Raw genomic sequence first — 24,956 nt, forward strand, 5'->3', positions numbered from 1 at the left:
TCCTCGATGCTCAGCACGTCCTGCATGGGGTCTTCTCCGGGCAAAAGCCAGAGTAAACGCGTCATGGCGCGGGTTTACAACTTTTGTGACAGGCGCTTTTACATTTCATGCGATTGCCCTGGGCGTAACCGGGGTGCTAACCGGGATGCTAATCGGGGACATGTCTTTCATGCCCATGCCGCAGCGACAAAAAATCCTGGCGTTTACCCGGTGCCAATTGGTTGCGCGAACTGCTTCTGCGCAAAAATAGCCTCTATTTCTCCGCCTTCTTCGCTCAAATCGCGCGTTTCCTCGCGTAATAGCGCTGCCAGAAAGTCTCCCGTCCCCGTTCTTGAATTTGTCATTCCTCGTCCATATAATTAGCACTCACCGCATGAGAGTGCTAACAACTCTGGTGCTAAAACATCTCTGGCTGGCGGTTGTCGCCAACCAGGTTTTCTTGAGTCTTCAAGTCCCAATCAAGATAGAGGATCTATCCATGAACCTTCGTCCTTTGCATGATCGCGTGATCGTCAAGCGCCTGGATCAAGAAACCAAGACCGCTTCGGGCATCGTGATCCCGGACGCAGCGGCAGAAAAGCCGGATCAAGGTGAAGTCCTGGCCATCGGCCCGGGCAAGCGCGACGACAAGGGCGCCCTGATCGCGCTCGACGTCAAGGTCGGCGACCGCGTCCTGTTCGGCAAGTACGCAGGCCAGACCGTCAAGGTCGATGGCAACGAACTGCTCGTGATGCGTGAAGAAGACATCATGGCCGTGGTCAACAAGTAAGTTCAGACCACCGTTCATTCATCAAGAATTCAAGGAGTTAGAAGATGGCAGCTAAAGACGTCGTGTTCGGCGATTCCGCCCGTTCCAAGATGGTTGAAGGCGTGAACATTCTCGCCAACGCAGTGAAGGTCACGCTGGGTCCGAAGGGCCGCAACGTGGTTCTCGAGCGCTCGTTCGGCGGCCCGACGGTCACCAAGGACGGTGTCTCGGTCGCAAAGGAAATCGAGCTCAAGGACAAGCTCCAGAACATGGGCGCGCAAATGGTCAAGGAAGTCGCTTCCAAGACCAGCGACAACGCCGGTGACGGCACCACGACCGCTACGGTCCTGGCACAGTCGATCGTGCGCGAAGGCATGAAGTACGTCGCATCGGGCATGAACCCGATGGACCTGAAGCGCGGCATCGACAAGGCCGTCGCAGCAGCAATCGACGAACTGCGCAAGGTCAGCAAGCCCTGCACGACCAACAAGGAAATTGCGCAAGTCGGCTCGATCTCGGCAAACAGCGACACGTCGATCGGCGACCGTATCGCTGAAGCGATGGACAAGGTCGGCAAGGAAGGCGTCATCACCGTCGAAGACGGCAAGTCGCTGCAAGACGAGCTGGAAGTCGTCGAAGGCATGCAGTTCGACCGCGGCTACCTCTCGCCGTACTTCATCAACAACCCGGACAAGCAAGTCGCCGTGCTGGAAAGCCCGTTCGTCCTGCTGTTCGACAAGAAGATCTCGAACATCCGTGATCTGCTGCCGGTTCTGGAACAAGTCGCGAAGGCTGGCCGTCCGCTGCTGATCATCGCTGAAGATGTCGAAGGCGAAGCGCTCGCAACGCTGGTCGTCAACAACATCCGCGGCATCCTGAAGACCGTCGCCGTCAAGGCTCCGGGCTTCGGCGACCGTCGCAAGGCCATGCTGGAAGACATCGCGATCCTGACCGGCGGCCAGGTCATCGCTGAAGAAACCGGCCTCACGCTCGAAAAGGCAACGCTGAACGAACTCGGTCAAGCGAAGCGCATCGAAGTGGGCAAGGAAAACACGACGATCATCGACGGCGCTGGCGAAGCCGTGAACATCGAAGCGCGCGTGAAGCAAATCCGCACGCAAATCGAAGAAGCGACCTCGGACTACGACCGTGAAAAGCTGCAAGAGCGCGTTGCCAAGCTGGCAGGCGGCGTTGCAGTGATCAAGGTTGGCGCTGCGACCGAAGTCGAAATGAAGGAAAAGAAGGCACGCGTGGAAGACGCGCTGCACGCAACCCGCGCTGCCGTTGAAGAAGGCATCGTCCCGGGCGGCGGCGTTGCGCTGATCCGTGCACGTACGGCGATTGCCAACGTGAAGGGCGCCAACGCAGACCAGGACGCAGGTATCAAGATCGTCCTGCGCGCGATGGAAGAGCCGCTGCGCCAGATCGTCACGAACGGCGGCGAAGAAGCGTCGGTGGTCGTGGCAGCGGTTGCTGCTGGCCAGGGCAACTACGGCTACAACGCAGCGACGGGCGAGTACGTCGACATGGTTGAAGCCGGCGTGGTCGACCCGACGAAGGTCACGCGCACCGCGCTGCAAAACGCAGCTTCGGTCGCAGGCCTGCTGCTGACGACGGACGCAGCTGTTGCTGAAGTGCCGAAGGAAGATTCCCCGATGCCTGGCGGCATGCCCGGCGGCATGGGCGGCATGGGCATGGATATGTAAGAACGGCTTACGCCGGAATTACGTTGAAGTGCAGGGGACGCGCCGAGAGGTGCGTTCCTCGCCAAATAAAAAACCCGCAGCGATGCGGGTTTTTTTTCGTCTGTACGGTCTACGGTCGGGATTCGCTGGATCCGCGCCGGTGAGTTTGCGGACCCGCGCCGACCTTCGAGCGCGTATCAATGCCGCGCCTCTCCCGACGGCGGCAGATCGTCCGGGTCGCCAGGCGACGCTTCGTCACCCTCGGCATCGTTACTCCGCGCCCAAAAGAACCGGTCCGGCATCCACGCGCCCATGCCCGGCCTGAACGCGCCCTGCACGGCCTGATAGAGATACTCCTGCGCCTCGCGCACCGCTTCGGGCGGCTCCTGGCCGTTCGCGAGCAGCGCCGCGATGGCCGAGCCCAAGGTGTCGGCGAGGCCCATCATCGGCTGGTTCGAGCGGTCCCAGAAGTCCTGGCGCAACTGGCCCTCTTCGCTATAGAGCGTGTTCACCACGCGGTGCGAGCCCGTTTCCATCGAAAGGATGTATTCGCAGCCGGTGGAGAGCAGGTGCGAGATCGCGGCGTCGATGCTGGGCGTCTCGGCGTCGCCGTCGGGCTGCGCGAGCGCGAGCAGCACCGAGACATCGGCGACAAGCACCGTGGTCTGCGGCACCAGCAGGTCGGTGACGACTTCGCGCAGCTCATCGGCGGCAAGCACGTGCTCGTCGTCGAGCGTGAAGTCGGGTGCGACGATGAGCGGCACTTCGTCGTAGTCGGCGACCACTTCGGCGATCGCGCTCACCACTTCGGCACGCGTGCCCGCGCCCACCTTGAACGCCGACACGGGCATGTCTTCGAGCAGCATGCGCGCCTGGGTCGCGACGGTTTCGGGGTCGAGGCCGGTGACTTCGTCGCAGCCCGCCGAGTCGCGCACGGTATAGCCGGTGAGCACGCTCACGCCGTGGCAGCCCATGCTGGCGAGCGTGAGCAGGTCGGCTTGCAGGCCGCTGCCGCCGGTCGGATCGGACAGGCCGAAGGTAAGGACGATGGGAGGGGTGTCGCCGGGCATGAACGTGGACGGGAGAGTGGGGTTGGCTCGCGGTTGATTCAGATGCGGATGCGTGCGCCGGCGCCGCTATGTCGGGCGCCGACAGGTCAATTATGAGGCCTCGCGGCGGTTGCGGGGGACGGATGACCCGCCGCCCGCGAGGGATTTTCTCGTCTTGACAGTGCGCCAGGCGCAGGACTCCGGTGCGGCCACAGTTGCTAGGCATGGAAACGGCAACACGGTACCATCATGGCTCTTGTTTTTCAGGCGGTTTTCCCGATCGTCCTCGGCATGTGCTCGCGGGCGGTTTTTTGGACTTTTCGACGCGGCATAAGAATGGAATATAGAAGCTGGATGTGCCTGATCTGCGGCTGGATCTATGACGAAGAAGCCGGTTTGCCAGACGAAGGCATCGCGCCCGGCACGCGCTGGGAAGAGGTTCCCATCAACTGGACCTGCCCTGAGTGCGGCGCACGCAAGGAAGACTTCGAGATGGTCCAGATCTGAGGCGTTTCGCGCGTCGCCGGATAGCGGCTTTCCGTTGTCGCAGTCGCGCCGGGGTGAATGCGTTGTAGCTGGATTCCGGGCGGCTCTCGTGGCGTGCAAATTGCTGCGCTATCCACCGGCACCTGCGCATTTGTCTGCACATTGATCCGCGCTTTTGCCTGATTTCGCCGGTATTCGCGCGAGGCGGTAGTCGGCCAGCCGGCCAACTCGCCGTTATCGCAACCGCATCGCAACTGTTCCTGGCGCTGTCTCATGAGCTCTCATACGACGTCGGTTGCCCGTTTCGAAGCGTTGCCCAATCCGCGTGGCGGGCATGTGCCGTTTGCGCATGCAGCGCTCGCCCAGGCGCTTGCCGCGCTCGACGAGCAGCGCGACGTCGCGCGGCCGCTGCGCCAGGCGGTGCGCGCGTTGCGCGACGCGGGCTGGTTCGCGGCGGCGCGTTTTGCCGACACGTTGTTCCTTGCCTCGCCGCTCGCGCTGGCTGCCTCCGTACCGGTTCCGCTGCCGCCCGGCTTGCCGCCGCGGCCCGCGCACGAGCACGATGGGGCGGATGAAGGCCACATTCGCGAGGCGTTTCGTGACGCGCTCATCGATTTGGTCAGCGCACTCGAGCGCCACAATTTGCGCGAGCTGGCGTGCTCGCCGGTGCTGTATGCGCGCCAGCGCGTGCTGTTCGAGGCCCTCGCGGGGCATGGGGCTGGCGTTGTGCTCGCCTATGAGGATGTTGCGCTGTCCGGCCGGCCCATCGCGGTCGCCACGCTGCCGGCGCAACCCGCGCAGCGGCTCGCCCAGCTTCGGGCGCGCTACGAGGCGGCGTTGCTGCCCGCGTTGAAGGCGCGCATGGGCAACGGCAACCGCGCGGCGGAGCAGTTCGCGCAAGCCGCGTTCGCAGAGATGGACGCCTGTATCGCGGAACTCGCGAGCGCCGACGCTTACGACTTCTGGCGTCTTGCGTCGGCCTGCGTCCGGGTGCTGCGCAACGGCGTCGCGATCTGGGGCGATGGGCCCATGCGCTCGTTTTACGCGCGCTGCAATCTGCTGATCGCCGAACAGGCCCGTGGCCTGCGCGTCGCGCCGCAGTCGTTCGTGTGCGTGGCGCTCTCGATACTGTGGCGCGACTACGCGCTCTTTGGCGCCGCCGCGGAAGATACCGCCGACGTCGACCTGCTGCTCGACTACGGCCTGACCGTCGACTGGCACGTCGCGGGCACGCAGGCCTCCGAAGCGCTCTGGGAGGCGGGCAGCGCGCAGGCCGATGCGCTGGCGACGCGCGTGGCGCCCACGCGCGAGCTGGGCGCGCTCGTCGTGAACGGCAACGCGTACGAAGATTTCCTGCAGACCGCCGACGCCGCGATGCTCGAACTCGGCACCGCGGCCCGCGCGTTGTCGCTGCGGCCCGCCGGCGCGCCTGCGGATAGCGCGGCGGCGCTCGTCGCGGCGGATGCGGCGTATCGCATCGGTGCGGCGGCGTGGGCGCTCGGGCTCGGCCACGTGGGCCTGCTCGCGGACGCGCTGGGCCTTGCCTGGCGGCGCACCGCGCACGCGGCGGCGGTGATTGCCACGGGCGGGGCGCAAACGCCATCGGGCGCCGCGACCGTGGAGGCGCCGGGCAGGCAGGCGATCGAGCACGCCAACGAGGCGCTGCGCGCGATACTGCACAAGGTGGCGGCGGGCGTTGCGCAACCCGATGCGAGCGCGGCGGTGCGCGCGCTCGGCGCGGCGATTGCTGCGAGTGCAACCGGTGCAACCGCCGAAGGCGCCGCAGGCAGTGCAGACGGCACGGGCGCGGCGGCGCAGCTTGCAGCACGCTAAGCGCTTTGCCCGGCACCGTTTGGCGTACTCAGGCGCACTCAGGCAAGCGCAGGTGGCCTTGCAGCCGTGTCACCCGCGCATGATAGAGTGAGTGATTCTCCGCGCTGCGGAGCGCGGCCCGAGGAGTACCCGGAAGGCGTTGAAGCCCGCCGCCGTTCCGTATCGTCTTTGCTAGAATTCAAACCATGCCTAAGAGTAACGATCGCATCAATCTGACCAACCAGTTCCTGATCGCCATGCCCAACATGGCGGACCCCACGTTTTCAGGAACGGTGGTCTACCTTTGCGATCATTCCGAGCGCGGCGCGCTCGGCCTCGTGATCAATCGCCCCACTGATATCGATCTGGAAGCGCTGTTCTCGCGCATCGATCTCAAGCTCGAAATCGAACCGCTCCTGCACGTGCCCGTCTACTTCGGCGGCCCGGTGCAGACCGAGCGCGGCTTCGTCCTGCACGCACCGAAGACCGGCACGAACTACACCTCGTCGATGTCGGTGCCCGGCGGCCTCGAGATGACCACTTCGAAGGACGTGCTCGAAGCCGTCGCCAGCGGCACCGGCCCCGAGCAGTTCCTGCTCACGCTCGGCCATGCCGGCTGGGGCGCGGGCCAGCTCGAAGACGAAATCTCGAAGAACGGCTGGCTCACGGTCGAAGCCGATCCGAAGATCGTGTTCGACGTGCCTGCCGAAGAGCGTTTCGAAGCGGCGCTCGCGCTGCTCGGCATTTCGTCGACGATGCTTTCGGGCGAAGCAGGTCACGCATGAGCGTGGCGGCAGGGCGGCGAGGCGCCGCCGAGGCGACCTTGCTGGCGTTCGACTACGGCGAGAAACGCATCGGCGTGGCGCTCGGCAACGCGCTTACGCGCAACGCCCGCGCGCTCACCGTGATCCAGAATCGCAGCCAGGGCTATCGTTTCGAAGCCGTGGGCGAGTTGCTGCGCGAGTGGCAGCCCGATCTGCTCGTGGTGGGCCTGCCTTGCCATCCGGACGGCACGCCCCACGTCATGACGCAACTGGCCAAGCGCTTCGGCAACCAGCTGAACGGCCGCTTCAATCTGCCCGTGGTCTGGGTGGACGAGCGCTATTCCTCCGTCGACGCTGAAGCGCGCCTGCGCGAGCGCGGCGAACGCACCGAGCACGTGGACGCCGAAGCGGCCTGCGTGATCCTCCAGCAGTACTTCGACGAGATTGTCGACGAACCCCCGCCCCAATTCCCGTGATGAACACACCCGACGCCGAGGCGCTGTACCGCGCCGTTCTCGAGCAGATCCGCGCGGCTTATCCGGCCGATGCGTTCAGCGCGCCTGATGACGCACGCGATGGCGTGGCGATTGCCGGCATCCACAGCGGCGGCGCATGGCTTGCCGAGCGCCTCGCGCACGACTTGGGCGCGGCGCAGTGGGGCGTGGTGAACGTCGCGCTGCATCGCGACGACTACGCGAAGAAAGGCCTGCACAGCCAGGCGAGCCCGACCGCGCTGCCGTTCGAGGTGGAAGGCCGTCGCATCCTGCTCGTCGACGACGTGCTGCACACCGGGCGCACCGTGCGCGCGGCGCTCAACGAACTCTACGATTACGGCCGGCCCGCTTCGGTGGAACTGGCCGTGCTCGTCGACCGTGGCGGGCGCGAGTTGCCCGTGGCGGCGCGCTTCGCAGGCGGCGAGGCGCGGCAGTTGGACCCGGACTCGACGCTCGTGCTCGAACGCGCCGACGATGGCCGCTTCGCGCTGCGCATCGAGCCTCGCGACGCACACTGAACGCGCTGCACGAACGAAGCGCACGAACAAAGCGCGCCGGGCACATACGCTGCCCAGCGCGCCAACCGAACCCGATTCACACCCAACCGGCCAGACCGGCCCGATCGAGCGAGATCGAGCCAGACACCAGCGCAGGAATTTTGCGATGAACACACAGCCCACGCCGGCACCGACCGTCCCGGACGACAAGCGCTTTCGCTACGGCTTCCTGAAGGGCAATCCGCAGCTCACGAAGAACGGCGAGCTCAAGCATTTGCTCACGATCGAGGGCTTGCCCCGCGCGATCCTCACGCACATTCTCGACACCGCCACGCAGTTCGTGAGCGTCACCGACCGCGACGTGAAGAAGGTACCGCTGCTGCGCGGCAAGTCGGTGTTCAACCTGTTCTTCGAGAACTCCACGCGCACGCGCACGACCTTCGAGATCGCCGCGACGCGCCTCTCGGCGGACGTGCTGAACCTGAACATCAACGCGTCGTCGACGAGCAAGGGCGAGTCGCTGCTCGACACCATCGGCAATCTCTCGGCGATGCACGCCGACATGTTCGTCGTGCGCCACGCATCGAGCGGCGCGCCGTACCTGATCGCCGAGCATTGCGCGCCGCACGTGCACGTGATCAACGCCGGCGACGGCCGCCACGCGCACCCGACGCAAGGCCTGCTCGACATGTACACGATCCGCCATTACAAGCGCGATTTCACCAACCTGCGTGTGGCGATCGTCGGCGACATCCTGCACTCGCGCGTCGCGCGCTCGGACATCCACGCGCTCACCACGCTCGGCGTGCCCGAAGTGCGCGCGATCGGCCCGCGCACGCTGCTGCCGGGCGGACTCGAGCAGATGGGCGTGCGCGTGTTCAACAACCTCGACGAGGGCTTGAAGGACGTCGACGTCATCATCATGCTGCGCCTGCAGAACGAGCGCATGAGCGGCGCGCTGCTGCCTTCGGCGCAGGAGTATTTCAAGAGCTGGGGCCTGACGCCCGAGCGGCTCGCGCTCGCCGCGCCCGACGCGATCGTGATGCACCCGGGGCCGATGAACCGCGGCGTGGAAATCGACTCGCAGGTCGCGGACGGCCCGCAGTCGGTGATCCTCAACCAGGTGAGCTTCGGCATTGCGGTGCGCATGGCGGTGATGGGTATCGTCGCCGGTAACAACGATTGAACGGGCGAGAACAAAAGGGCAGCGCATGAAGATCCATATTCAAGGCAGCACGCTGATCGATCCGGCGAGTGCCACCGAAACGCAGCAAGACGTGTACATCGCGGACGGCAAGATCGCCGCGCTTGGCGCCGCGCCCGCCGGCTTTCAGGCGGACCGGACGCTCGACGCGAACGGTCTCATCGTCGCGCCGGGTCTCGTCGACCTGAGCGCGCGGCTGCGCGAGCCGGGCTACGAGCACAAGGCCACGCTCGACTCGGAAATGAACGCCGCGCTCGCGGGCGGCGTGACGAGCCTCGTGTGCCCCCCCGACACCGACCCGGTGCTCGACGAAGCGGGCCTGATCGAAATGCTCAAGTACCGCGTGAGCAAGCTCGAACGCGCGCACGTGTATCCGCTTGGCGCGCTCACGGTCGGCTTGAAGGGCGACGTGATCACGGAGATGGTCTCGCTCACCGAAGCTGGCTGCATCGCCTTCACGCAGGCGGATAAGCCGATCGCCGACACCCAGGTCCTGCTGCGCGCGCTCCAGTACGCGAGCACCTACGGCTACGCGGTATGGCTGCGCCCGCTGGATGCATATCTCGCGAAGGGCGGCGTGGCGGCGAGCGGCGCGCTGGCCTCGCGCCTCGGGCTCTCGGGCGTGCCGGTGAGCGCGGAGACCATCGCGCTGCACACGCTCTTCGAACTGATGCGCGTGACGGGCGCACGCGTGCACGTGCAACATCTTTCGTCGGCGGCGGGCGTCGCGCTCATGCGCGCGGCGAAGGCCGAAGGGCTGCCCGTGACGTGCGATGTCACGGCCAACCACGTGCACTTGATCGACATGGACATCGGCTACTTCGACGCGCAGTTCCGGCTCGATCCGCCGCTGCGCCAGCAACGCGACCGCGAGGCGATTCGCGCGGGCCTCGCTGACGGCACGATCGACGCGATCTGCTCGCAGCACACGCCCGTGGACGACGACGAAAAGCTGCTGCCGTTCGCCGAAGCCACGCCTGGTGCGAGCGGGCTTGAACTGCTGCTTTCGCTCACCGTGAAATGGGCGCAGGAAGCCGGCGTGCCGCTCGCGAAGGCGTTTGCGCATATCACCTCGGCGCCGGCTGCGGTGATGCAGCGCGGCGTGGTGCATGAAGGCGCGCACAAAGCGGGACGTCTCGATGTGGGCGCACCCGCCGACCTCTGTGTGTTCGACGCGAACGCGCACTGGCGCGTCGAGCCGCGCGCGCTCAAGAGCCAGGGGCACAACACGCCGTTCCTCGGCTACGAACTGCCCGCCGTGGTGCGAGCGACGCTGGTGGCGGGGCGCATCGGCTTCGAGCGCGACGTCGAGCGTCATTGAGGACCATCGAGCGCACTCGCGACCGCCATCGACATACGTATCGCCATGAGCCTCTTTCTACGCAAAGCCCGACTGCTCGGGCACCTGCTGCGCGGCGCCTGGACCGTCGGCGTGCGCTTTCCGCGCGCGACGCCCGAGGCGCGCCACGCCATGAATCGCGCCTGGTCGCTCAGGATGCTCGAACTGTGCGGCATGAAGCTCGTCGTGCATAACGACGCGGCGCGGCTCGACGCGGGTGCGCTCGTCGTCAGCAATCACATTTCGTGGATCGACATCTACGTGATCAACGCGTGGCGGCCGACGCCGTTCGTCTCGAAGGCCGAGATCCGCCACTGGCCGTTGATTGGCTGGTTTGCGCAGAATCTGGATACGGTGTTCATCGAGCGCGAGAAGCGCAGCGACGCGCGCCGCATCATGCACGAGCTGGCGGCGCGGCTGGAGCGCGGCGAGCTGATGTGCGTGTTTCCTGAGGGCACGACCACTGATGGTTTTGCGATCAAGCCGTTTCACGCGAATATGTTTCAGGCGCCGGTTTCGGCGGGCAAGCCCGTGCAGCCCATCTGCATTCTGTATGAGGACGCGCAGGGGCGGCAGTCGGCGGCGCCCGCGTATATCGACGATGTTTCGCTGAAGGAGTCGCTCGACGCGCTCCTCAAGGCTGGGCCGATCACGGCGCATGTGTATGTGGGCGAGGCGATCGAGCCGGGCGAGGATCGCCGCAAGCTTGCGGCGCGCGCGCAGGAGGCGGTGGGGGTGGCGCTGGAGGCGATGCGTGCGCCGCCCGCTCAGCCCGAGACCGCGCGGCAGTTCGAGCAGGGCACCTGGGTGAGTACGCGCTGATAGGGATCGGGTTGCAGACTGACCGCCGAAAGGCGCGCGCCCCAGACGCAGCCCGAATCGAGACCGACCAGGTTTTGGCGCAACATGAGACCTAGCGCCGCCCAATGGCCGAAGACCACCGTGACGTTATCGGTCTTGCGTCCTGGCACGTCGAACCACGGCATGAAGCCCGGCGGCGCGGAATCGAGCCCGCCGCTCGAGGTAAAGTCCATCGCGCCATCGGCGTTGCAAAAGCGCATGCGCGTGAGGGCGCTGCAGGTGATGCGCAGCCGCTCGATACCCTTCAGATTCTTCGACCAGCGGCTGGGCTCATTGCCGTAGAGGCCAGCGAGCGTTTCCTTCCAGTTATCGCCGCGCAGCGCTTTTTCGAGGTCGTGCGCGAGTTCCAGCGTGAGATCGACATCCCATTGCGGCAGCACGCCGGCGTGCACCATCAGCATGCCCTGGTCGTAATGCGCGATCGGACGATGGCGTACCCAGTGCAAGAGATCCTCGGCATCGGGGGCGCTGAGAATGTCGTCGATGGTGTCGCCTTTCTTCGACTTGCGGATGCCCGCGGACACCGAAAGCAGATGCAGGTCGTGATTGCCGAGCACCGCCACCGCACGATCGCCGAGCGCGATCACCTCGCGCAGCGTCTCGAGCGAATCGGGGCCGCGATTGATGAGGTCGCCTGCGAACCAGAGCGGCGTATCGGAAGAAGGGCCGGCCTTGGCGAGCAACTCGCGAAATGGGGTAAGACAGCCTTGAAGGTCGCCGAAAGCGAGAGGCGGCGGAAACGGCGCGTGTTGGGTCATCGAAACGAAAACAGGTGCGGATCAGTTGCGAGTGAGCGTGACAGGATGTCGGAACAAGACAGTGACGGTATCACAGGAAAACAATTGCGGTATGAGTGCGGCTGAATTGTCCGGTTTGTTCACACGCGGATTGAGGCTGCCGAATCTTTACGTGCCGGAGCGAAAACGACAGAAATTGTCAAGCTGTTTCAAGATGTTAGAGGTATGGCTTTCCCTCAGGCTGTCCGTATAATTGCCGTTACAAAATCAGAGCCAAAGTATGCTGCACGGATAAAAGCAGGCGTAATCTCGCCGAAAGTCCATATTTACAGCATGCTTTCGAGCGTCTGGCGACGGGGGATGCGCCAGACCAGCCTCCAATCTCGCGCCAAAAAAGGGAGTTCCATGATCCTGGTAACGGGCGGTGCCGGCTTTATCGGCGCCAACTTTGTGCTTGACTGGTTCCGTCAATCCGACGAAGCCGTTCTGAACGTAGACAAGCTGACCTACGCAGGCAATCTTGGAACGTTGCAGTCGCTGCAGGGCAACCCGAAGCACGTGTTCGCGCGCGTTGACATCTGCGACCGTGCAGCGCTCGACGCGTTGTTCGCCGAACACAAGCCGCGCGCGGTGCTGCATTTCGCTGCGGAGAGCCATGTCGACCGCTCGATTCACGGACCGGCTGACTTTGTCCAGACCAACGTGGTCGGCACCTTTACGCTGCTCGAAGCCACGCGCCAGTACTGGAGCGCTCTGCCTGAGGCAGAGAAGGCCGCTTTCCGTTTCCTGCACGTTTCCACGGACGAAGTGTTCGGCTCGCTTTCGGCGACCGACCCGCAATTCTCCGAAACGACGCCCTACGCACCGAACAGCCCGTATTCGGCCACCAAGGCCGGCTCCGATCACCTCGTGCGCGCGTATCACCATACTTACGGACTGCCGACGCTCACCACGAACTGCTCGAACAACTACGGTCCGTACCAGTTCCCCGAAAAGCTCATTCCGCTGATGATTGCCAATGCGCTCGCCGGCAAGCCGCTGCCCGTGTACGGTGACGGCCAGAACGTGCGCGACTGGCTCTACGTGGGCGACCACTGCAGCGCGATCCGCGAAGTGCTCGCGCGCGGCCAGTCGGGCGAGACGTACAACGTCGGCGGCTGGAACGAGAAGAAGAATCTCGAGGTCGTGCACACGCTGTGCGACCTGCTCGACGAAATGCGGCCGAAGGCCACGGGCTCGTATCGCGACCAGATCACCTATGTGACGGATCGGCCCGGTCATGATCGCCGCTATGCGATCGATGCACGCAAGCTCGAGCGCGAGCTGGGCTGGAAGCCGGCGGAGACGTTCGAAACGGGTCTTGCGAAGACGGTGCGCTGGTACCTGGATAACCAGGCGTGGGCCGACGAGGTCGCTTCGGGCGACTATCGCAAGTGGGTCGAAACGAACTACGCGCAGCGCGCGTAAGGGCTCCCGACATGGCGCGCAAAGGCATCATTCTCGCCGGCGGTTCCGGCACGCGGCTCTATCCGATCACCCACGCGGTCTCCAAACAGCTGCTGCCGGTGTACGACAAGCCGATGATCTATTACCCGCTCTCGACGCTGATGGTGGCGGGCATTCGCGACGTGCTCATCATCTCGACGCCGCAGGACACGCCCCGTTTCGAGGCGATGCTCGGCGACGGCAGCCAGTGGGGCATGAACATCCAGTACGCGGTGCAGCCGTCGCCGGACGGGCTCGCGCAGGCGTTCATCATCGGCCGGGAGTTCGTGGGCAACGATCCGTCGGCGCTCATTCTTGGCGACAACATCTTCTACGGCCACGATCTGGCGAAGCAGCTCGACGCGGCCTGCAGCCGCACCGATTGTGCGACGGTTTTCGCATACCACGTCCACGATCCGGAGCGATATGGCGTCGTCGAATTCGACGAGAAGATGCGCGCGCTGTCGATCGCCGAGAAGCCCGTACAACCGCGATCATCGTATGCGGTGACGGGCCTGTATTTCTACGACAACGACGTGTGCGACATCGCGGCCGACATCAAGCCGTCGGCACGCGGCGAACTGGAAATCACGGACATCAATTCCCGTTATCTCGCTGCGGGCAAACTGCATGTCGAGCTCATGGGGCGCGGATATGCCTGGCTCGACACAGGTACGCACGATTCGCTGATGGAGGCAGCGGCCTTTATCGCGACGCTGCAGAAGCGGCAGGGCCTTGTCGTCGCCTGTCCGGAGGAAATTGCTTACCGGCTGGGCTGGATCAATGAGGAGCAGTTATTGCAGCTCGCGGCGCCTCTGATGAAGAACGGCTACGGGCAGTATCTCAAGAACATTCTGACCGATAAGGTTCTATGGCAATCACGGTAATTTCGACGGCGATTCCTGACGTCAAGCTCATCGAGCCTAAGGTGTTCGGAGATGCGCGCGGCCATTTCTTCGAGAGCTTCAACGCACGTGAATTCAAGGAGCGGGTCGCCGATGTGGAGTTCGTTCAGGACAATCAGTCCCGCTCGGGCAATCGTGTGCTTCGTGGCATGCACTATCAGATCCAGCATGCACAGGGCAAACTTGTGCGCGTTGTTGCTGGAAAAGTGTTCGACGTCGCTGTCGATCTGAGAAAGTCATCTCCAACATTTGGTAAGTGGGTGGGCGAGGTGCTGTCCGCGGAAAATCAGAGGCAGTTGTGGATTCCGCCGGGTTTCGCGCACGGTTTTCTCGTAATGTCCGAATCCGCAGACTTTCTCTACAAGACGACTGACTTCTGGTACCCGGAGCACGAACGGGTTTTGGTCTGGAATGACCCTCAAGTTGGCATAGAGTGGCCGCTGGACGGCGGGTTCATTGTTGCGCCGAAAGATCAGTCGGGGCACACGTTGCCGGATCTGGAGGCGTACCCATGAAGATCCTCCTGACAGGGGCGAACGGCCAGGTTGGTTGGGAGCTTCGACGCGCTCTGCTACCCCTCGGCGAAGTGATTGCTGCGACACGCGCTGACGTGGACTTTGCTGATCCCGCTGCCGTGGGTGCGTTCGTCGAAGAGGTTGCGGCGGATGTGGTCGTCAATGCGGTCGCATACACGGCTGTCGATCGCGCGGAAGATGAAGCGGATCTGGCGTTCTCCGTAAACCGCGACGCGGTGGCGGCGATGGCGCTAGCTGCGCGAAAGCGTGGCGCGCTGTTTGTTCACTATTCCACCGATTATGTCTTTGACGGCACGAAGCAAACGCCATACTCGGAGAGCGACGTTACCGCGCCGCTGAACATGTATGGCCGCAGCAAGCTTGCTGGCGAAAAGGCGATTGAGGAGATCGGCGGAAACTGGCTGGTATTCCGCACGTCCTGGGTCTATGCCTCGCGCGGTCAGAATTTCGTCCGCACGATGCTCAAGCTCGGCGCCAGTCGAGAAAAGTTGTCTGTCGTGAGCGATCAGCATGGCGCACCTACGAGTGCACGGACGATCGCCGATCTGACGGCGCACGCCGTGGCCAAAGCGATCCTCGAGCGCCAATCTGGATCATTCGAGAGCGGTGTCTTCCACATGACGGCCAATGGTGCGACGACCTGGCACGCTTTTGCAGAAGCCATTTTTGCAGGCGCAAAGCGAGATCGTTCGCGCGCAGATCTTCTGATTCGAGAAGTCCTGCCGATCCCCGCAGCCGAATATCCAACAAAGGCGCCACGTCCTGCCTATTCAGTGCTGGACAATGCCCGCTTCGATGCACGTTTCGGCTTGTATCGCGCGCCGTGGCAAGTGGCGCTCGCGCTCGTGCTAGAAGAGTTGGACGGCGCCTGAATCATCCAGCCTGGGCAGTCCGACGCGGCACGCATTCAATGCGCATTGCGCGCGACACACCCTGGCTCAGTTAGAGATCACCATGCAGAATGATATTCGTCACACGATACCTTTATGGCCGCATCGCCGTCTGATTTTCCAGATGACGCGACGGGAAGTGGTCGGCCGCTATCGCGGTTCTGTGCTCGGCTTGCTGTGGTCATTTTTCAATCCACTGCTCCTGCTGGCTGTGTATACATTCGTTTTCAGCGTGATCTTCAAGTCGCGCTGGAACGCCGGGTCCGATTCAAAGACGGAGTTTGCGATCGTGCTGTTCGTCGGCATGATCGTTTTTCAGGTTTTTTCGGAAACCGTAAACCGTGCGCCATCGCTGATCATCAGTAACGCCAACTACGTCAAAAAAGTGGTGTTTCCGCTCGAAGTGCTTCCGGTAGTTGCTTTGCTGGTGGCGCTCTTCCATGCGGCGGTCAGCTTTTTCGTCTTGCTGCTAGCGATGATCGTGCTGGGCTTCAAGGTGCCGCTTACCGTGTTGTTCTTTCCGATCGTGGTCTTGCCGTTCCTGTTGTTTACCTTGGGAATCGGCTGGTTCCTTGCCTCACTCGGTGTCTATATTCAAGACATTGGGCAATCGATCGGCCTCGTGACGACCATTCTGATGTTCTTGACGCCCGTATTTTATCCGGCCACTTCCTTGCCACAGCAGTACCAGCACATCATTTCCCTGAATCCCGTCGCATTTGTCATCGAACAAAGTCGCAATGTTGTGATCTGGGGTACCGAACCGCATTGGCTGGGTCTGTCAAAAATGTTGCTGGCGAGCGCGATCGTCGCGGTCTTGGGATACCAGTGGTTCAACCGTACCAGAAAGGGTTTTGCTGATGTCCTCTGAACTTGCGGTCAGCGTGAAAGACCTGAGCAAGGTCTTTCATATTTATGATAGCCCGCGTGCCCGTCTGCTCCAGATGTTGCTCGGCTCGCGCAAGCAGTTCTATCGCGAGTTCTGGGCTCTGCGCGACATCAATTTCGATGTGAAGCGTGGGGAGACCGTGGGTATCGTCGGTCATAACGGATCGGGAAAATCCACACTTCTCCAAGTGATTTCGGGCACGCTCTCAGCGAGTGCAGGCAGCGTCGTCACGAACGGAAAAGTTGCTGCGCTACTCGAACTGGGTTCCGGCTTCAATCCTGAGTTCACCGGCCGCGAGAACGTGATTCTCTACGGCCAGATTCTCGGCATGAGCCGGGAGGAGATTGAGGAAAAGTACCCGGCGATCGTCGAGTTTTCGGAGATCGAAAGCTTTATTGACCAGCCGCTGAAGACCTATTCGTCGGGCATGTATGTCCGGTTGGCATTTTCGGTTGCAATTCACGTCAATCCGGACATTCTCATTGTCGACGAGGCGCTTTCCGTGGGCGATGCGTTGTTCCAGGCGAAATGCATGGCGGTGCTCAAGAAGTTGATGGATCGCGGAACGACCCTGCTCTTCGTGAGTCACGACCCGGGCGCCGTAAAAGCGCTCTGCAATAGGGCGGTCCTGCTTGATCACGGCAATATGTTGGCTTGTGGCGCCACCGACGACGTCATCGAAGCCTATTACTCAACGTACGTGCGCAAGAAGCAACGCGTCATTTCAAACGACGATCTTGTGCGGCCCCAATCGGTCGAGCTGGACTCCGAACTGACAGACGGTGCGGATGACTTCCAGCAACGCGCGTCTTTCCAGCGGATTCGCAATGGCCGTGCGTCCTTTGTCAATGTGCAGTTGCTCGACGATGAGGAGCGCATCACGCGCCAGGTCACGTACGGTGATACGGTGACTTTGCGCATGGTGGTAAGCGTGGAGGAAGATTTGCCGATGCTCGCATTTGGCTATCACTTGCGCGACAAGAACGGCTTCGACGTCGCATATTCGGACACCGGGCTCGAAGATGCGCATTTGATCGATCTGCGTGCGGGCGAGGTGTACACCGTTGACTGGACGTTCCGCACCCAATTGCGCGCGGGAGATTACAGCATCAGCGCAGTTGCATCGGTGCCGATTGATTTGGGCATCGGCCAGGTCGACACGTGCGATCACGTGCCTATCGCCGTGCAATTCAATGTGTCACGCGGCATTTATCTGCCCTTGCACGGAGCCGTGCATTTTGAGAATAAGGTCCGCACTCGTGTGCTGTCGAAGGCAGCGGTATGAGTTCGCAGGGGCCGAACCGGCCAATCGACATAGGCGGAGAGTAAAAATATGAATCAGAAGCCAGACGGATTTGACAATCCGGTATATGTGACGCGCCCAATGCTGCCGCCCCTCGAGGAGTACACGGCACAGCTGGCGGAGGTCTGGCAGAGCGCCTGGTTGACGAACAGCGGCGCCAAGCATAACGCGCTTGAGTCCGCGCTGGCAGACAAACTCGGAGCGGCGTACTTCTCCCTGTTCAACAACGGGACGAGCGCGCTGCTCATGGCCTGTCAGGCGATGGAGTTCACGGGCGAAGTCATCACGACACCTTTTACGTTTCCCGCCACCACGCATGTTCTGCACTGGAACGGCGTGACGCCGGTCTTTTGCGATATCGACGAAGAGACCCTCACAATCGACCCCGCCGCCGCGGAAAAGCTGATTACTCCACGCACGACCGGTATTCTGGGCGTTCACGTTTATGGTATGCCATGCGATGTCAAAGCCATTGACGCGTTGCGCTCGCGCCACGGCATCAAGGTGCTCTACGACGCCGCGCATGCATTTGGCACGGAAATTGATGGCGTGCCGATCGCGAAGTTCGGCGATGCGACGATGTTTAGCTTTCACGCCACGAAGCTTTTCCATTCTGCGGAAGGCGGCGGACTGGCGACGGCGGACCGCGAACTGAAGTGCTCATTCGACCTGCTGAAGAATTTCGGGATAAGGAACGAGACCGAGGTCGTGATGCCGGGCATCAACGGCAAGATGAACGAGGTTCAGGCGGCCCTCGGTCTTGTGAATCTGTCGCATTACGACGCCGAACATGCTGCGCGCCAGCGAGTTGCGCAGGTCTATCTCGAACGACTCGATGACATTCCCGGCATCAAATGTTTCCGTTTGCCGGCGAACGTCCGGAGCAGCATGCAGTACTTCATCATCCGGGTGAATTCTCAACGGTCAGGCATTACTCGTGACGAACTCTATGAAAGACTCAAAACGTTCAATGTGTTCACACGGCGGTATTTCTATCCGCTCTGTAGCGAGCACGAGTGCTATCGGACACTTTCGAGCGCCGCTCCGGAGCGTTTGCCGGTAGCGACACGGGTGTCCCGCGAGGTTCTCGCGCTACCGTTGTATGGTGGGTTGGGGAGCGATGGCGCGAACAAGGTTGTTGATGCCATCAGATATATTTGCAATGGAAAGTAATCGTCGGACTGAACGAATGAAACCGCTTGTCAGTATTCTGACGACATCTTATAACTACGAGCGGTTCATTGGTGAAACTATTCGCTCAGTTATTGCGCAGACCTACGATTTCTGGGAACTGCTAATCGTCGACGACTGCTCGACAGATGGCTCGTGGGATGTGATCTCGAAGTTTGACGACCCCCGAATTCGGGCAGTTCGCTTTGAAATTAATCAAGGTGCATGCACGGCGTACAACACCGCGCTGCGTATGGCGAAAGGGGAGTATATTGCCAGCCTCGATTCCGATGATGTGTTTCATCCTGAGAAGCTGGCTAGGCAGGTGGAATTCCTGGAGTCCAATCCGGACGTCGATATCTGTGGGAGTTATCTCAAGGAAATCGACGATACAGGCGCTGCGGTCGCGAATGAGAGCCTCATTTATGCGCCGTGGTTCAACCGGACCCTCGATCTCAATGCTCCTGATTGCTGGATCTGGGAGAATCATCTGTGCCATTCGAGCGCGATCATGCGCAAGGCACTGCATGATCGGATTGGTCTGTTTCGCGAGGATCTCACGTATTCCCCGGACTGGAATTTCTGGTTGCGCTCGCTTTCCGAGGGCGCGAAATTTCATGTCATTGCCGAGGAGTTGGTAGAGTACCGGTCGCACGGCAGCAACATCACCCATCGTAATCTAAACACCTTGATGTGGGAGTACGCCGATATTTCGGCGACGACGTTGCATCCCTATCTCAAGCGCATCGGCCGCCCGGATCTGGTGAAGAAGAACGTGCGGATCTTCGTCAAGCGCTTCTTCGAGATTGATGGCAATTGGCAGCAATTTCTGGAGTTGATGGAAATGCTCGACTGGCGAGATGGTCACGACGAGCGGTTTTCGATTGCGCCACATTTTTTCGACGACGAGGAACTGACGACTCTGGTTGCCCGTTTGTCACGTGCCTGGACGCCGAAGTTGCTCGCGCTGAGTGGTACCAACGTTTCGGAACCGGGCAGCAGCGGCGCCAGCGCCACTGCTTTGAAAGCTCAGCCTACGGAACTTGCTCCTTCGTTCGCGTTGAATGCGCGCATCGAACGAGATGAAGCGCGTCGCAAACTCGACGAAGCCATCCAGGAGAATGTGCTGACGAAGGAAAGGGAAGCTGCGCTCGCGCGCGAGATTCTCGAACTCAAGACGCAGCAGGCGGCGTTGAGCGCCCGGCTCTCGGCATTGCAGGGGGAGCACGAGGCGCTTAACCAAGAATATAGGGGATTGCAGGCGCAATCGACGATAATGCGCACGGAGCTTGATCGAATCGGACAAACCATCTGGGGCAGGGGAGACAGGCTCATGCGGTGGATGAGAGGCATGGAATGATCGGGATCGGTTCTTGAAAGAATATTCAGTTATGCCACGTTACGAAAAATTTTTACGCTTTGCGCAGCGCGTCTATCACCGCCTCCCGTTGACACAGGAGACCAAATGGCGCATTCGCAGATTCATCCTGCCCGTCTTGTTGTCGCTGAGGCAAGAGAATCCGTCCATTGGCGAGGTGATCAAGGCGGCGCTCGCTCCTTCCGCGCCGCTGCGTGATCAGACGCGCGAAGCGCGTTTGCAGCGCTTGCTGCTCGATCTCGCCGGCCATGGCGTACGCGATGTGAGTCATATTATCGCCGTCCCGTTCATGGGTACCGGTGGCGCTGAAAACGTGGCACTGAATTTCGCCAAGGCAGTGCGCGAAATCCATCCTGAGCGGCATGTCCTGCTCGTCGTTGCAGACCGTGCTCACGTTGACGAGCGAGTTGTACGTCTCGACGGCATTCACGTCGTTGTTCTGCGACAGTTTACGGATGACGATTCATACGCACTGAAGCAAAGTCTGCTGTACGACCTCATTCTGGCGATCAAGCCGGAGGTGTTCCACAACATCAACAGCGAGGTGGGTTGGAACGTCATCATCGAGTCTGGCGAGCGTCTCAAGCGGGTTGCGAAGCTGTTCGCGAGCATTTTCGCTTTCCAGTTCGGCGAGGATGGAAAGACCAAGATCGGGTATGCGGCCTATTTTCTGCAGCCCGGTTTGCCGCCGCTGACGGCGCTGCTTTCTGATAACCAGCGTTTTGTGAAGGACGCCCGGGTCGAATATGGGCTCACGGGTGAGCGAGCGGAAAAGCTCAAAGCTATTTACAACCCCAGCCGTGCATCGACGGATGACTGGCGGGCCCAGGCGCTCGATCGAATTTCTCGACGGCACACCGAACTTGCTGGCAAGCGACCGGCTTTCCTGTGGGCGGGGCGGCTCGACAAGGAGAAGCGAATCGATCTGCTGGTGAAGCTCGTACAGGAATGCCCGCATTTTGACTTTTATATCTACGGCCAAGCGGTTGTCGATTCTGAGGAACAATTACCCAACTTGCCGAATGTTCATGTGATGGGGCCGTTTGCGTCCCCATTGGAACTCATCGCCGAGCGACCCTATACGGGTTTCATCTTCACGTCGAAATGGGAAGGCATGCCGAATATCCTGCTCGAGGTCGGCGCTCTCGGCGTTCCAATCGTCGCGCCCACGGTCGGTGGCGTTGGAGAACTCGTCAGCGAACCTAGTGGCTATCCGTTGCCGGAAAAACCCACGGCAGAGGACTATCGGGAAGCGATGGAGTCGATGATTGCGAATCCCGCTGCCGTTGAAGCCCGCGCGCGGGCGATGCTGGATTTGATAGACGGGCGGCATACGTGGCCGCGATTTGTCGAGCAAGTTAAGGGGCTGGAAGGTTATGGAATTTAATCAGCAAACCATGGGCACGGGCAAGCGGCAGAATCCGTCTTTGCCATTGGTATCGGTGGTGATTCCTTGCTACAACCAGGCACAATATTTGTTCGAGTCTGTTTCGTCGGTGCTTGATTCCTATAGCGGTCCGCTTGAAATCATCATTGTGGATGACGGCAGCACGGCGCCCCGCACGGGCGCGTATCTGCGCGCAGCCGAAGAACTGTCGCCGGCTGTTCGGGTCATTTCTCAGCTAAATGCCGGGCTTTCCGGCGCGCGTAATACGGGTATTGCTGCAGCGCGGGGAGAGTTCGTGCAACTGCTGGACGCTGACGATGTCATTGTTCCGCCGAAGCTCGATCTTCAGGTCGCGCATTTTCAAGTATCGCGTTCGCTTGATGTGTCGATTTCGAATTTCCTGCTATGTGATGAAACGCGCACGATCTTTTCCAAGCACGACGAGGCCATAGCGCATTCGGCTCTCGATTTGCAGGATTTTCTTTATAAGTGGGAGCGCGGGTTCGCTGTGCCGATTCACTGCGCCTTGTTCCGCCGTTCGACCCTGCCGGAGCGGCCATTCGACACGTCCGCGCGAGCGAAGGAAGACTGGCTGTTTTGGTGTGGCCTGAGTGTGCGGGGCGCGCGCATGGCCTACTTGAACGCGCACCACGCCATCTATCGGCAGCACGCGCAGAGCATGCGTCGCTCATATGTGAATATGGGCAAGAGCTGGTTGCACGCGGCGGCAAAGGTCGATGCGATGGTCTCGGCGCGCGAACCGGCGTTCTTCGAATCGGCGGTGGACTGGTTCGAAGGATTTTACCGGAAGCACCCTGTGTATATCGAGGAGATCGCCCGTCTGCGTAGCCAGACCGGCGTGGTTGACGCGCGAGGCGGCGAAGCGCAGGAAGAGTCAGGCGGCCTTGTGGCGAAAAAGGTCGAGACGCTACGAAGGGCGATTACAGGGATGCTGCGATCGGCGCCGAAGATTAGCGTTGTGATCCCCGTTTATAACCATTTCCATCACGTTGACCAATGCCTGCTTTCGGTAATTCAACAGGCCGATGTGGCGTTCGAGATCATTTGCGTTGACGATTGCTCTACCGATACACGTACCACGGAATTGCTGCGCTCGCTGGAAGACCTTCATCCGAATCTTCATGTCGTGATTAACCCGAGCAACAAGGGCATCTCGCGCACACAGAATGAAGCGGTCGAGCAGGCTCGCAGCGAGTACGTAGCTTTCGTCGATTGCGACGACCTGCTGGTGCCGGGAGCGCTGTCGTCCGTTGCAAAGACGCTTTCCCAAAAGCCCGAGGTGGATTATTTGTTCACGGACCGCCTTGATATCGATGAGCATGACGAAGTGATCAGGCGTGCTGATTACGGTGGGTATCCCAACATCAGCTTCCGCGGGGAACAGTACATCAAGGACGACCTTCTTGACGGGATGGTTGCGTCCCATCTTAAGGTGGTTCGACGCGGGGCCTATTTGAAGGCGGGCGGTTCTGACGATGCCTACACAGGTATTCAGGACTGGGAACTGGCGCTAAAGATCGCTGAGTTCGGCAATTTCCATTATGTGCATGAACCGCTGTATCGACATCGGATTCATGCTAATTCGGTGACTTCGTCGGACAGCGTGGGGCAATTCCGAAAAACCAACATGGTGCGTCGGAAGTTCGCGGGTCGCTGGCTGTGCGGTGAGCGGGTTCGCGTAGGCGACGTGTTGCACAGTTCGAGTTCGGCGGGTGCTTTGCCAACGGTTGCCCAGCTCAAGGATGCGTGGCGCCAAGGGCGTCGTTGCGAGATCGTTGTGAAGGCAGATGCCCCCGGGCCGCTGATCAGCTTCCTGAGGGAGTTCAATTCCTACTTCGATCGAATCGTTTGGGAGTCTCCCGAGACCTATGCGGCCCTGCTTGGCTATTTCCCGCAGGATGTGCTTGTTACCAGCGAGATTGAGCAAGTCAACTGATTTGTGGTTCTATGCGAGGCGTTAGAGATAGGGCGCCCCTGCTTTGCGGGAGTGCACCTTCTTTGCAGGGTTGCCGTACGCTACGACGTACGGTTCAACATCCTGCAAGACTACCGCACCGGCACCTATTACGCTGTGCTCTCCAATGGTGATCCCCTGTTTGAGGATTGCACCGATTCCGACGGCGGAGATGTTTCCGAGTCGGCAGTTTCCGCCGGTCACGACACCAGGCGCCAGGCTGGAGTAGGGCGCCATTTTGCCATCGTGGTCTAACGATGCCTTGGTATTCACGATGCATGATTCGCCGATGACGGAATCGGCATTGACGACCGCTCCAGCCATCACGACCGTTCCGGCGCCGATCTGAGCCGATCGCGCAATGGCGGCTTGCGGATGAATCGCACTCACGAGGGGTAAATGCGGAGCGATCGAGGCGATCCTGTTTCTCAGGTCACAGCGGGCGTAGTTATCTCCCACTGCAATCAGCATTCCTGCGACCTGCTGCGTTTTGATGATGTTTGGGAGTGCCAGTTCGTTGCCCAAAATTTTGTAACCAAGGGTTTCAGAGCCGACTGCGCTAAACGAATCGATCAACCCGACAATCCTGTAGCGGCTTGCTCGTTCGACGATATCAATTACGACTTTCGCATGGCCCGACGAGCCAACGATAACGATGTTTTTCAATGGTGTGCCTCTTCCGCCGAGCCGCGCTTCTGATATGGCGAAGCGTTATAGGGCTATCGCAAAGCGTCAGTATGCCGATATCAGACGCGCAAGCAAAGCGGGTACGCATCGCATGTAACTGCTTTTTTATGAATGCTTGTCTGTTAAAATTGTAAAATTGATTTCTCGTACCTTCACCGATGCAATGAACATCGTGATCCTCGCGGCAGGCATGGGCAAGCGCATGCACTCCGCTCTGCCGAAAGTGCTCCATCCTCTGGCTGGCCAGCCGCTTCTCTCGCACGTCATCGACACCGCACGCAGCCTGGCGCCCACGCGTCTCGTGGTCGTGATCGGCCATGGCGGCGAGGCCGTGCGCGCCGCCGTCAGCGCGCCCGACGTGCAGTTCGCCATGCAGGAGCAGCAGCTCGGCACCGGCCACGCGCTCGCGCAGGCGCTGCCGCTGCTCGATGCGAGCCAGCCCACGCTCGTGCTCTACGGCGATGTGCCGCTCACGCGCGCGTCCACGCTCAAGCGCCTCACCGATGCCGCAGCCCAGGCCGGCAATAAGGCGGGCTACGGCATTCTCACCGTCAGGCTCGACAACCCGACCGGGTACGGCCGCATCGTGCGCGGCGCGACCGGCCAGGTGCTGCGCATCGTCGAGCAGAAAGACGCGAACGACGACGAGCGCCTCATCGAGGAAATCAACACCGG

General features: G+C 61.2%; 24 protein-coding genes. 21 read left to right on the forward strand and 3 right to left on the reverse strand.

From position 1 onward, the window contains the following. Window positions 1-478: 478 nt before the first annotated feature. Together groES and groL are read left to right on the forward strand one after the other, a co-directional pair. Entirely contained in the window at window positions 479-769 is a 291-nt protein-coding gene (gene groES, locus L5014_RS36475) for a co-chaperone GroES (RefSeq protein ID WP_028202123.1), read from the forward strand. Between the two features lie 44 nt (window positions 770-813). Further along, on the forward strand, window positions 814-2,454 hold the full coding sequence (gene groL / locus L5014_RS36480; RefSeq protein ID WP_238468738.1) for a chaperonin GroEL: 1,641 nt from the start codon (window positions 814-816) through the stop codon (window positions 2,452-2,454). 176 nt (window positions 2,455-2,630) lie between these two features. On the opposite strand, the gene L5014_RS36485 is transcribed toward groL, so the two are convergent. Further along, window positions 2,631-3,503, reverse strand: coding sequence for a hydroxymethylpyrimidine/phosphomethylpyrimidine kinase (locus L5014_RS36485; RefSeq protein WP_238468739.1), 873 nt, complete (start codon window positions 3,501-3,503; stop codon window positions 2,631-2,633). A 315-nt stretch (window positions 3,504-3,818) separates the two neighbouring features. Here L5014_RS36485 and L5014_RS36490 point away from each other — a divergent pair, with 315 nt between their 5' ends. The 8 genes from L5014_RS36490 to L5014_RS36525 all read left to right on the forward strand — a co-directional run bounded on the left by L5014_RS36490 (window position 3,819) and on the right by L5014_RS36525 (window position 10,900). After that, entirely contained in the window at window positions 3,819-3,989 is a 171-nt protein-coding gene (locus L5014_RS36490; RefSeq protein ID WP_133660679.1) for a rubredoxin, read from the forward strand. A gap of 252 nt (window positions 3,990-4,241) precedes the next feature. Further along, the gene (locus L5014_RS36495) at window positions 4,242-5,801 is read left to right on the forward strand and encodes a hypothetical protein (protein ID WP_238468740.1); all 1,560 of its coding nucleotides are present in this window, start codon (window positions 4,242-4,244) and stop codon (window positions 5,799-5,801) included. A 185-nt stretch (window positions 5,802-5,986) separates the two neighbouring features. Further along, window positions 5,987-6,565, forward strand: coding sequence for a YqgE/AlgH family protein (locus L5014_RS36500; RefSeq protein ID WP_238468741.1), 579 nt, complete (start codon window positions 5,987-5,989; stop codon window positions 6,563-6,565). Then, window positions 6,562-7,020: a Holliday junction resolvase RuvX gene (ruvX, locus tag L5014_RS36505; protein WP_238468742.1), complete on the forward strand. Its 459-nt coding sequence runs from the start codon at window positions 6,562-6,564 to the stop codon at window positions 7,018-7,020. Before L5014_RS36500 ends, ruvX begins: the two co-directional genes overlap by 4 nt. Beyond that, the gene (pyrR, locus tag L5014_RS36510; protein WP_238468743.1) at window positions 7,020-7,556 is read left to right on the forward strand and encodes a bifunctional pyr operon transcriptional regulator/uracil phosphoribosyltransferase PyrR; all 537 of its coding nucleotides are present in this window, start codon (window positions 7,020-7,022) and stop codon (window positions 7,554-7,556) included. Before ruvX ends, pyrR begins: the two co-directional genes overlap by 1 nt. A 145-nt stretch (window positions 7,557-7,701) precedes the next feature. Next, complete coding sequence (locus L5014_RS36515; RefSeq protein WP_238468744.1) at window positions 7,702-8,721, forward strand: aspartate carbamoyltransferase catalytic subunit; 1,020 nt, start codon at window positions 7,702-7,704, stop codon at window positions 8,719-8,721. Between the two features lie 25 nt (window positions 8,722-8,746). Then, on the forward strand, window positions 8,747-10,060 hold the full coding sequence (locus tag L5014_RS36520; protein ID WP_238468745.1) for a dihydroorotase: 1,314 nt from the start codon (window positions 8,747-8,749) through the stop codon (window positions 10,058-10,060). 45 nt (window positions 10,061-10,105) lie between these two features. Next, window positions 10,106-10,900 (forward strand): lysophospholipid acyltransferase family protein, encoded by a 795-nt coding sequence (locus L5014_RS36525; protein WP_238468746.1) that lies wholly within the window; start codon window positions 10,106-10,108, stop codon window positions 10,898-10,900. On the opposite strand, the gene L5014_RS36530 is transcribed toward L5014_RS36525, so the two are convergent. Further along, window positions 10,846-11,697: a symmetrical bis(5'-nucleosyl)-tetraphosphatase gene (locus tag L5014_RS36530; protein WP_238468747.1), complete on the reverse strand. Its 852-nt coding sequence runs from the start codon at window positions 11,695-11,697 to the stop codon at window positions 10,846-10,848. The genes L5014_RS36525 and L5014_RS36530 overlap by 55 nt on opposite strands. Before the next feature lie 384 nt (window positions 11,698-12,081). Between L5014_RS36530 and rfbB the strand changes: the two genes are divergently transcribed. The 10 genes from rfbB (at window position 12,082) to L5014_RS36580 (ending at window position 23,576) form a co-directional block, all read left to right on the forward strand. Continuing rightward, complete coding sequence (rfbB, locus tag L5014_RS36535; protein ID WP_238468748.1) at window positions 12,082-13,143, forward strand: dTDP-glucose 4,6-dehydratase; 1,062 nt, start codon at window positions 12,082-12,084, stop codon at window positions 13,141-13,143. 11 nt (window positions 13,144-13,154) lie between these two features. Then, on the forward strand, window positions 13,155-14,048 hold the full coding sequence (gene rfbA, locus L5014_RS36540; RefSeq protein ID WP_238468749.1) for a glucose-1-phosphate thymidylyltransferase RfbA: 894 nt from the start codon (window positions 13,155-13,157) through the stop codon (window positions 14,046-14,048). Further along, window positions 14,033-14,581 (forward strand): dTDP-4-dehydrorhamnose 3,5-epimerase, encoded by a 549-nt coding sequence (gene rfbC, locus L5014_RS36545; RefSeq protein ID WP_238468750.1) that lies wholly within the window; start codon window positions 14,033-14,035, stop codon window positions 14,579-14,581. Before rfbA ends, rfbC begins: the two co-directional genes overlap by 16 nt. Next, entirely contained in the window at window positions 14,578-15,474 is an 897-nt protein-coding gene (gene rfbD, locus L5014_RS36550; RefSeq protein WP_238468751.1) for a dTDP-4-dehydrorhamnose reductase, read from the forward strand. The genes rfbC and rfbD overlap by 4 nt, the downstream gene beginning before the upstream one ends. A gap of 82 nt (window positions 15,475-15,556) precedes the next feature. Next, entirely contained in the window at window positions 15,557-16,363 is an 807-nt protein-coding gene (locus L5014_RS36555; protein WP_238468752.1) for an ABC transporter permease, read from the forward strand. Continuing rightward, entirely contained in the window at window positions 16,353-17,666 is a 1,314-nt protein-coding gene (locus L5014_RS36560) for an ABC transporter ATP-binding protein (RefSeq protein WP_238468753.1), read from the forward strand. The genes L5014_RS36555 and L5014_RS36560 overlap by 11 nt, the downstream gene beginning before the upstream one ends. Window positions 17,667-17,714: 48 nt before the next feature. Beyond that, window positions 17,715-18,857, forward strand: coding sequence for a DegT/DnrJ/EryC1/StrS family aminotransferase (locus L5014_RS36565; protein ID WP_238468754.1), 1,143 nt, complete (start codon window positions 17,715-17,717; stop codon window positions 18,855-18,857). 16 nt (window positions 18,858-18,873) lie between these two features. Continuing rightward, window positions 18,874-20,214 (forward strand): glycosyltransferase family 2 protein, encoded by a 1,341-nt coding sequence (locus L5014_RS36570; protein WP_238468755.1) that lies wholly within the window; start codon window positions 18,874-18,876, stop codon window positions 20,212-20,214. 13 nt (window positions 20,215-20,227) lie between these two features. Beyond that, entirely contained in the window at window positions 20,228-21,619 is a 1,392-nt protein-coding gene (locus L5014_RS36575; RefSeq protein WP_238468756.1) for a glycosyltransferase, read from the forward strand. Then, entirely contained in the window at window positions 21,609-23,576 is a 1,968-nt protein-coding gene (locus L5014_RS36580) for a glycosyltransferase family 2 protein (protein ID WP_238468757.1), read from the forward strand. Before L5014_RS36575 ends, L5014_RS36580 begins: the two co-directional genes overlap by 11 nt. Window positions 23,577-23,597: 21 nt before the next feature. Here L5014_RS36580 and L5014_RS36585 read toward each other — a convergent pair whose 3' ends face one another. Beyond that, window positions 23,598-24,260, reverse strand: a complete 663-nt coding sequence (locus tag L5014_RS36585; RefSeq protein WP_238468758.1) for an acetyltransferase — start codon at window positions 24,258-24,260, stop codon at window positions 23,598-23,600. A 184-nt stretch (window positions 24,261-24,444) separates the two neighbouring features. Between L5014_RS36585 and L5014_RS36590 the strand changes: the two genes are divergently transcribed. After that, a partial coding sequence (locus L5014_RS36590) for a sugar phosphate nucleotidyltransferase (RefSeq protein ID WP_238468759.1) occupies window positions 24,445-24,956 on the forward strand: 512 nt, incomplete at its 3' end.

Source organism: Paraburkholderia tagetis (assembly GCF_022213065.1).
Taxonomy (GTDB): Bacteria; Pseudomonadota; Gammaproteobacteria; order Burkholderiales; family Burkholderiaceae; genus Paraburkholderia; species Paraburkholderia tagetis.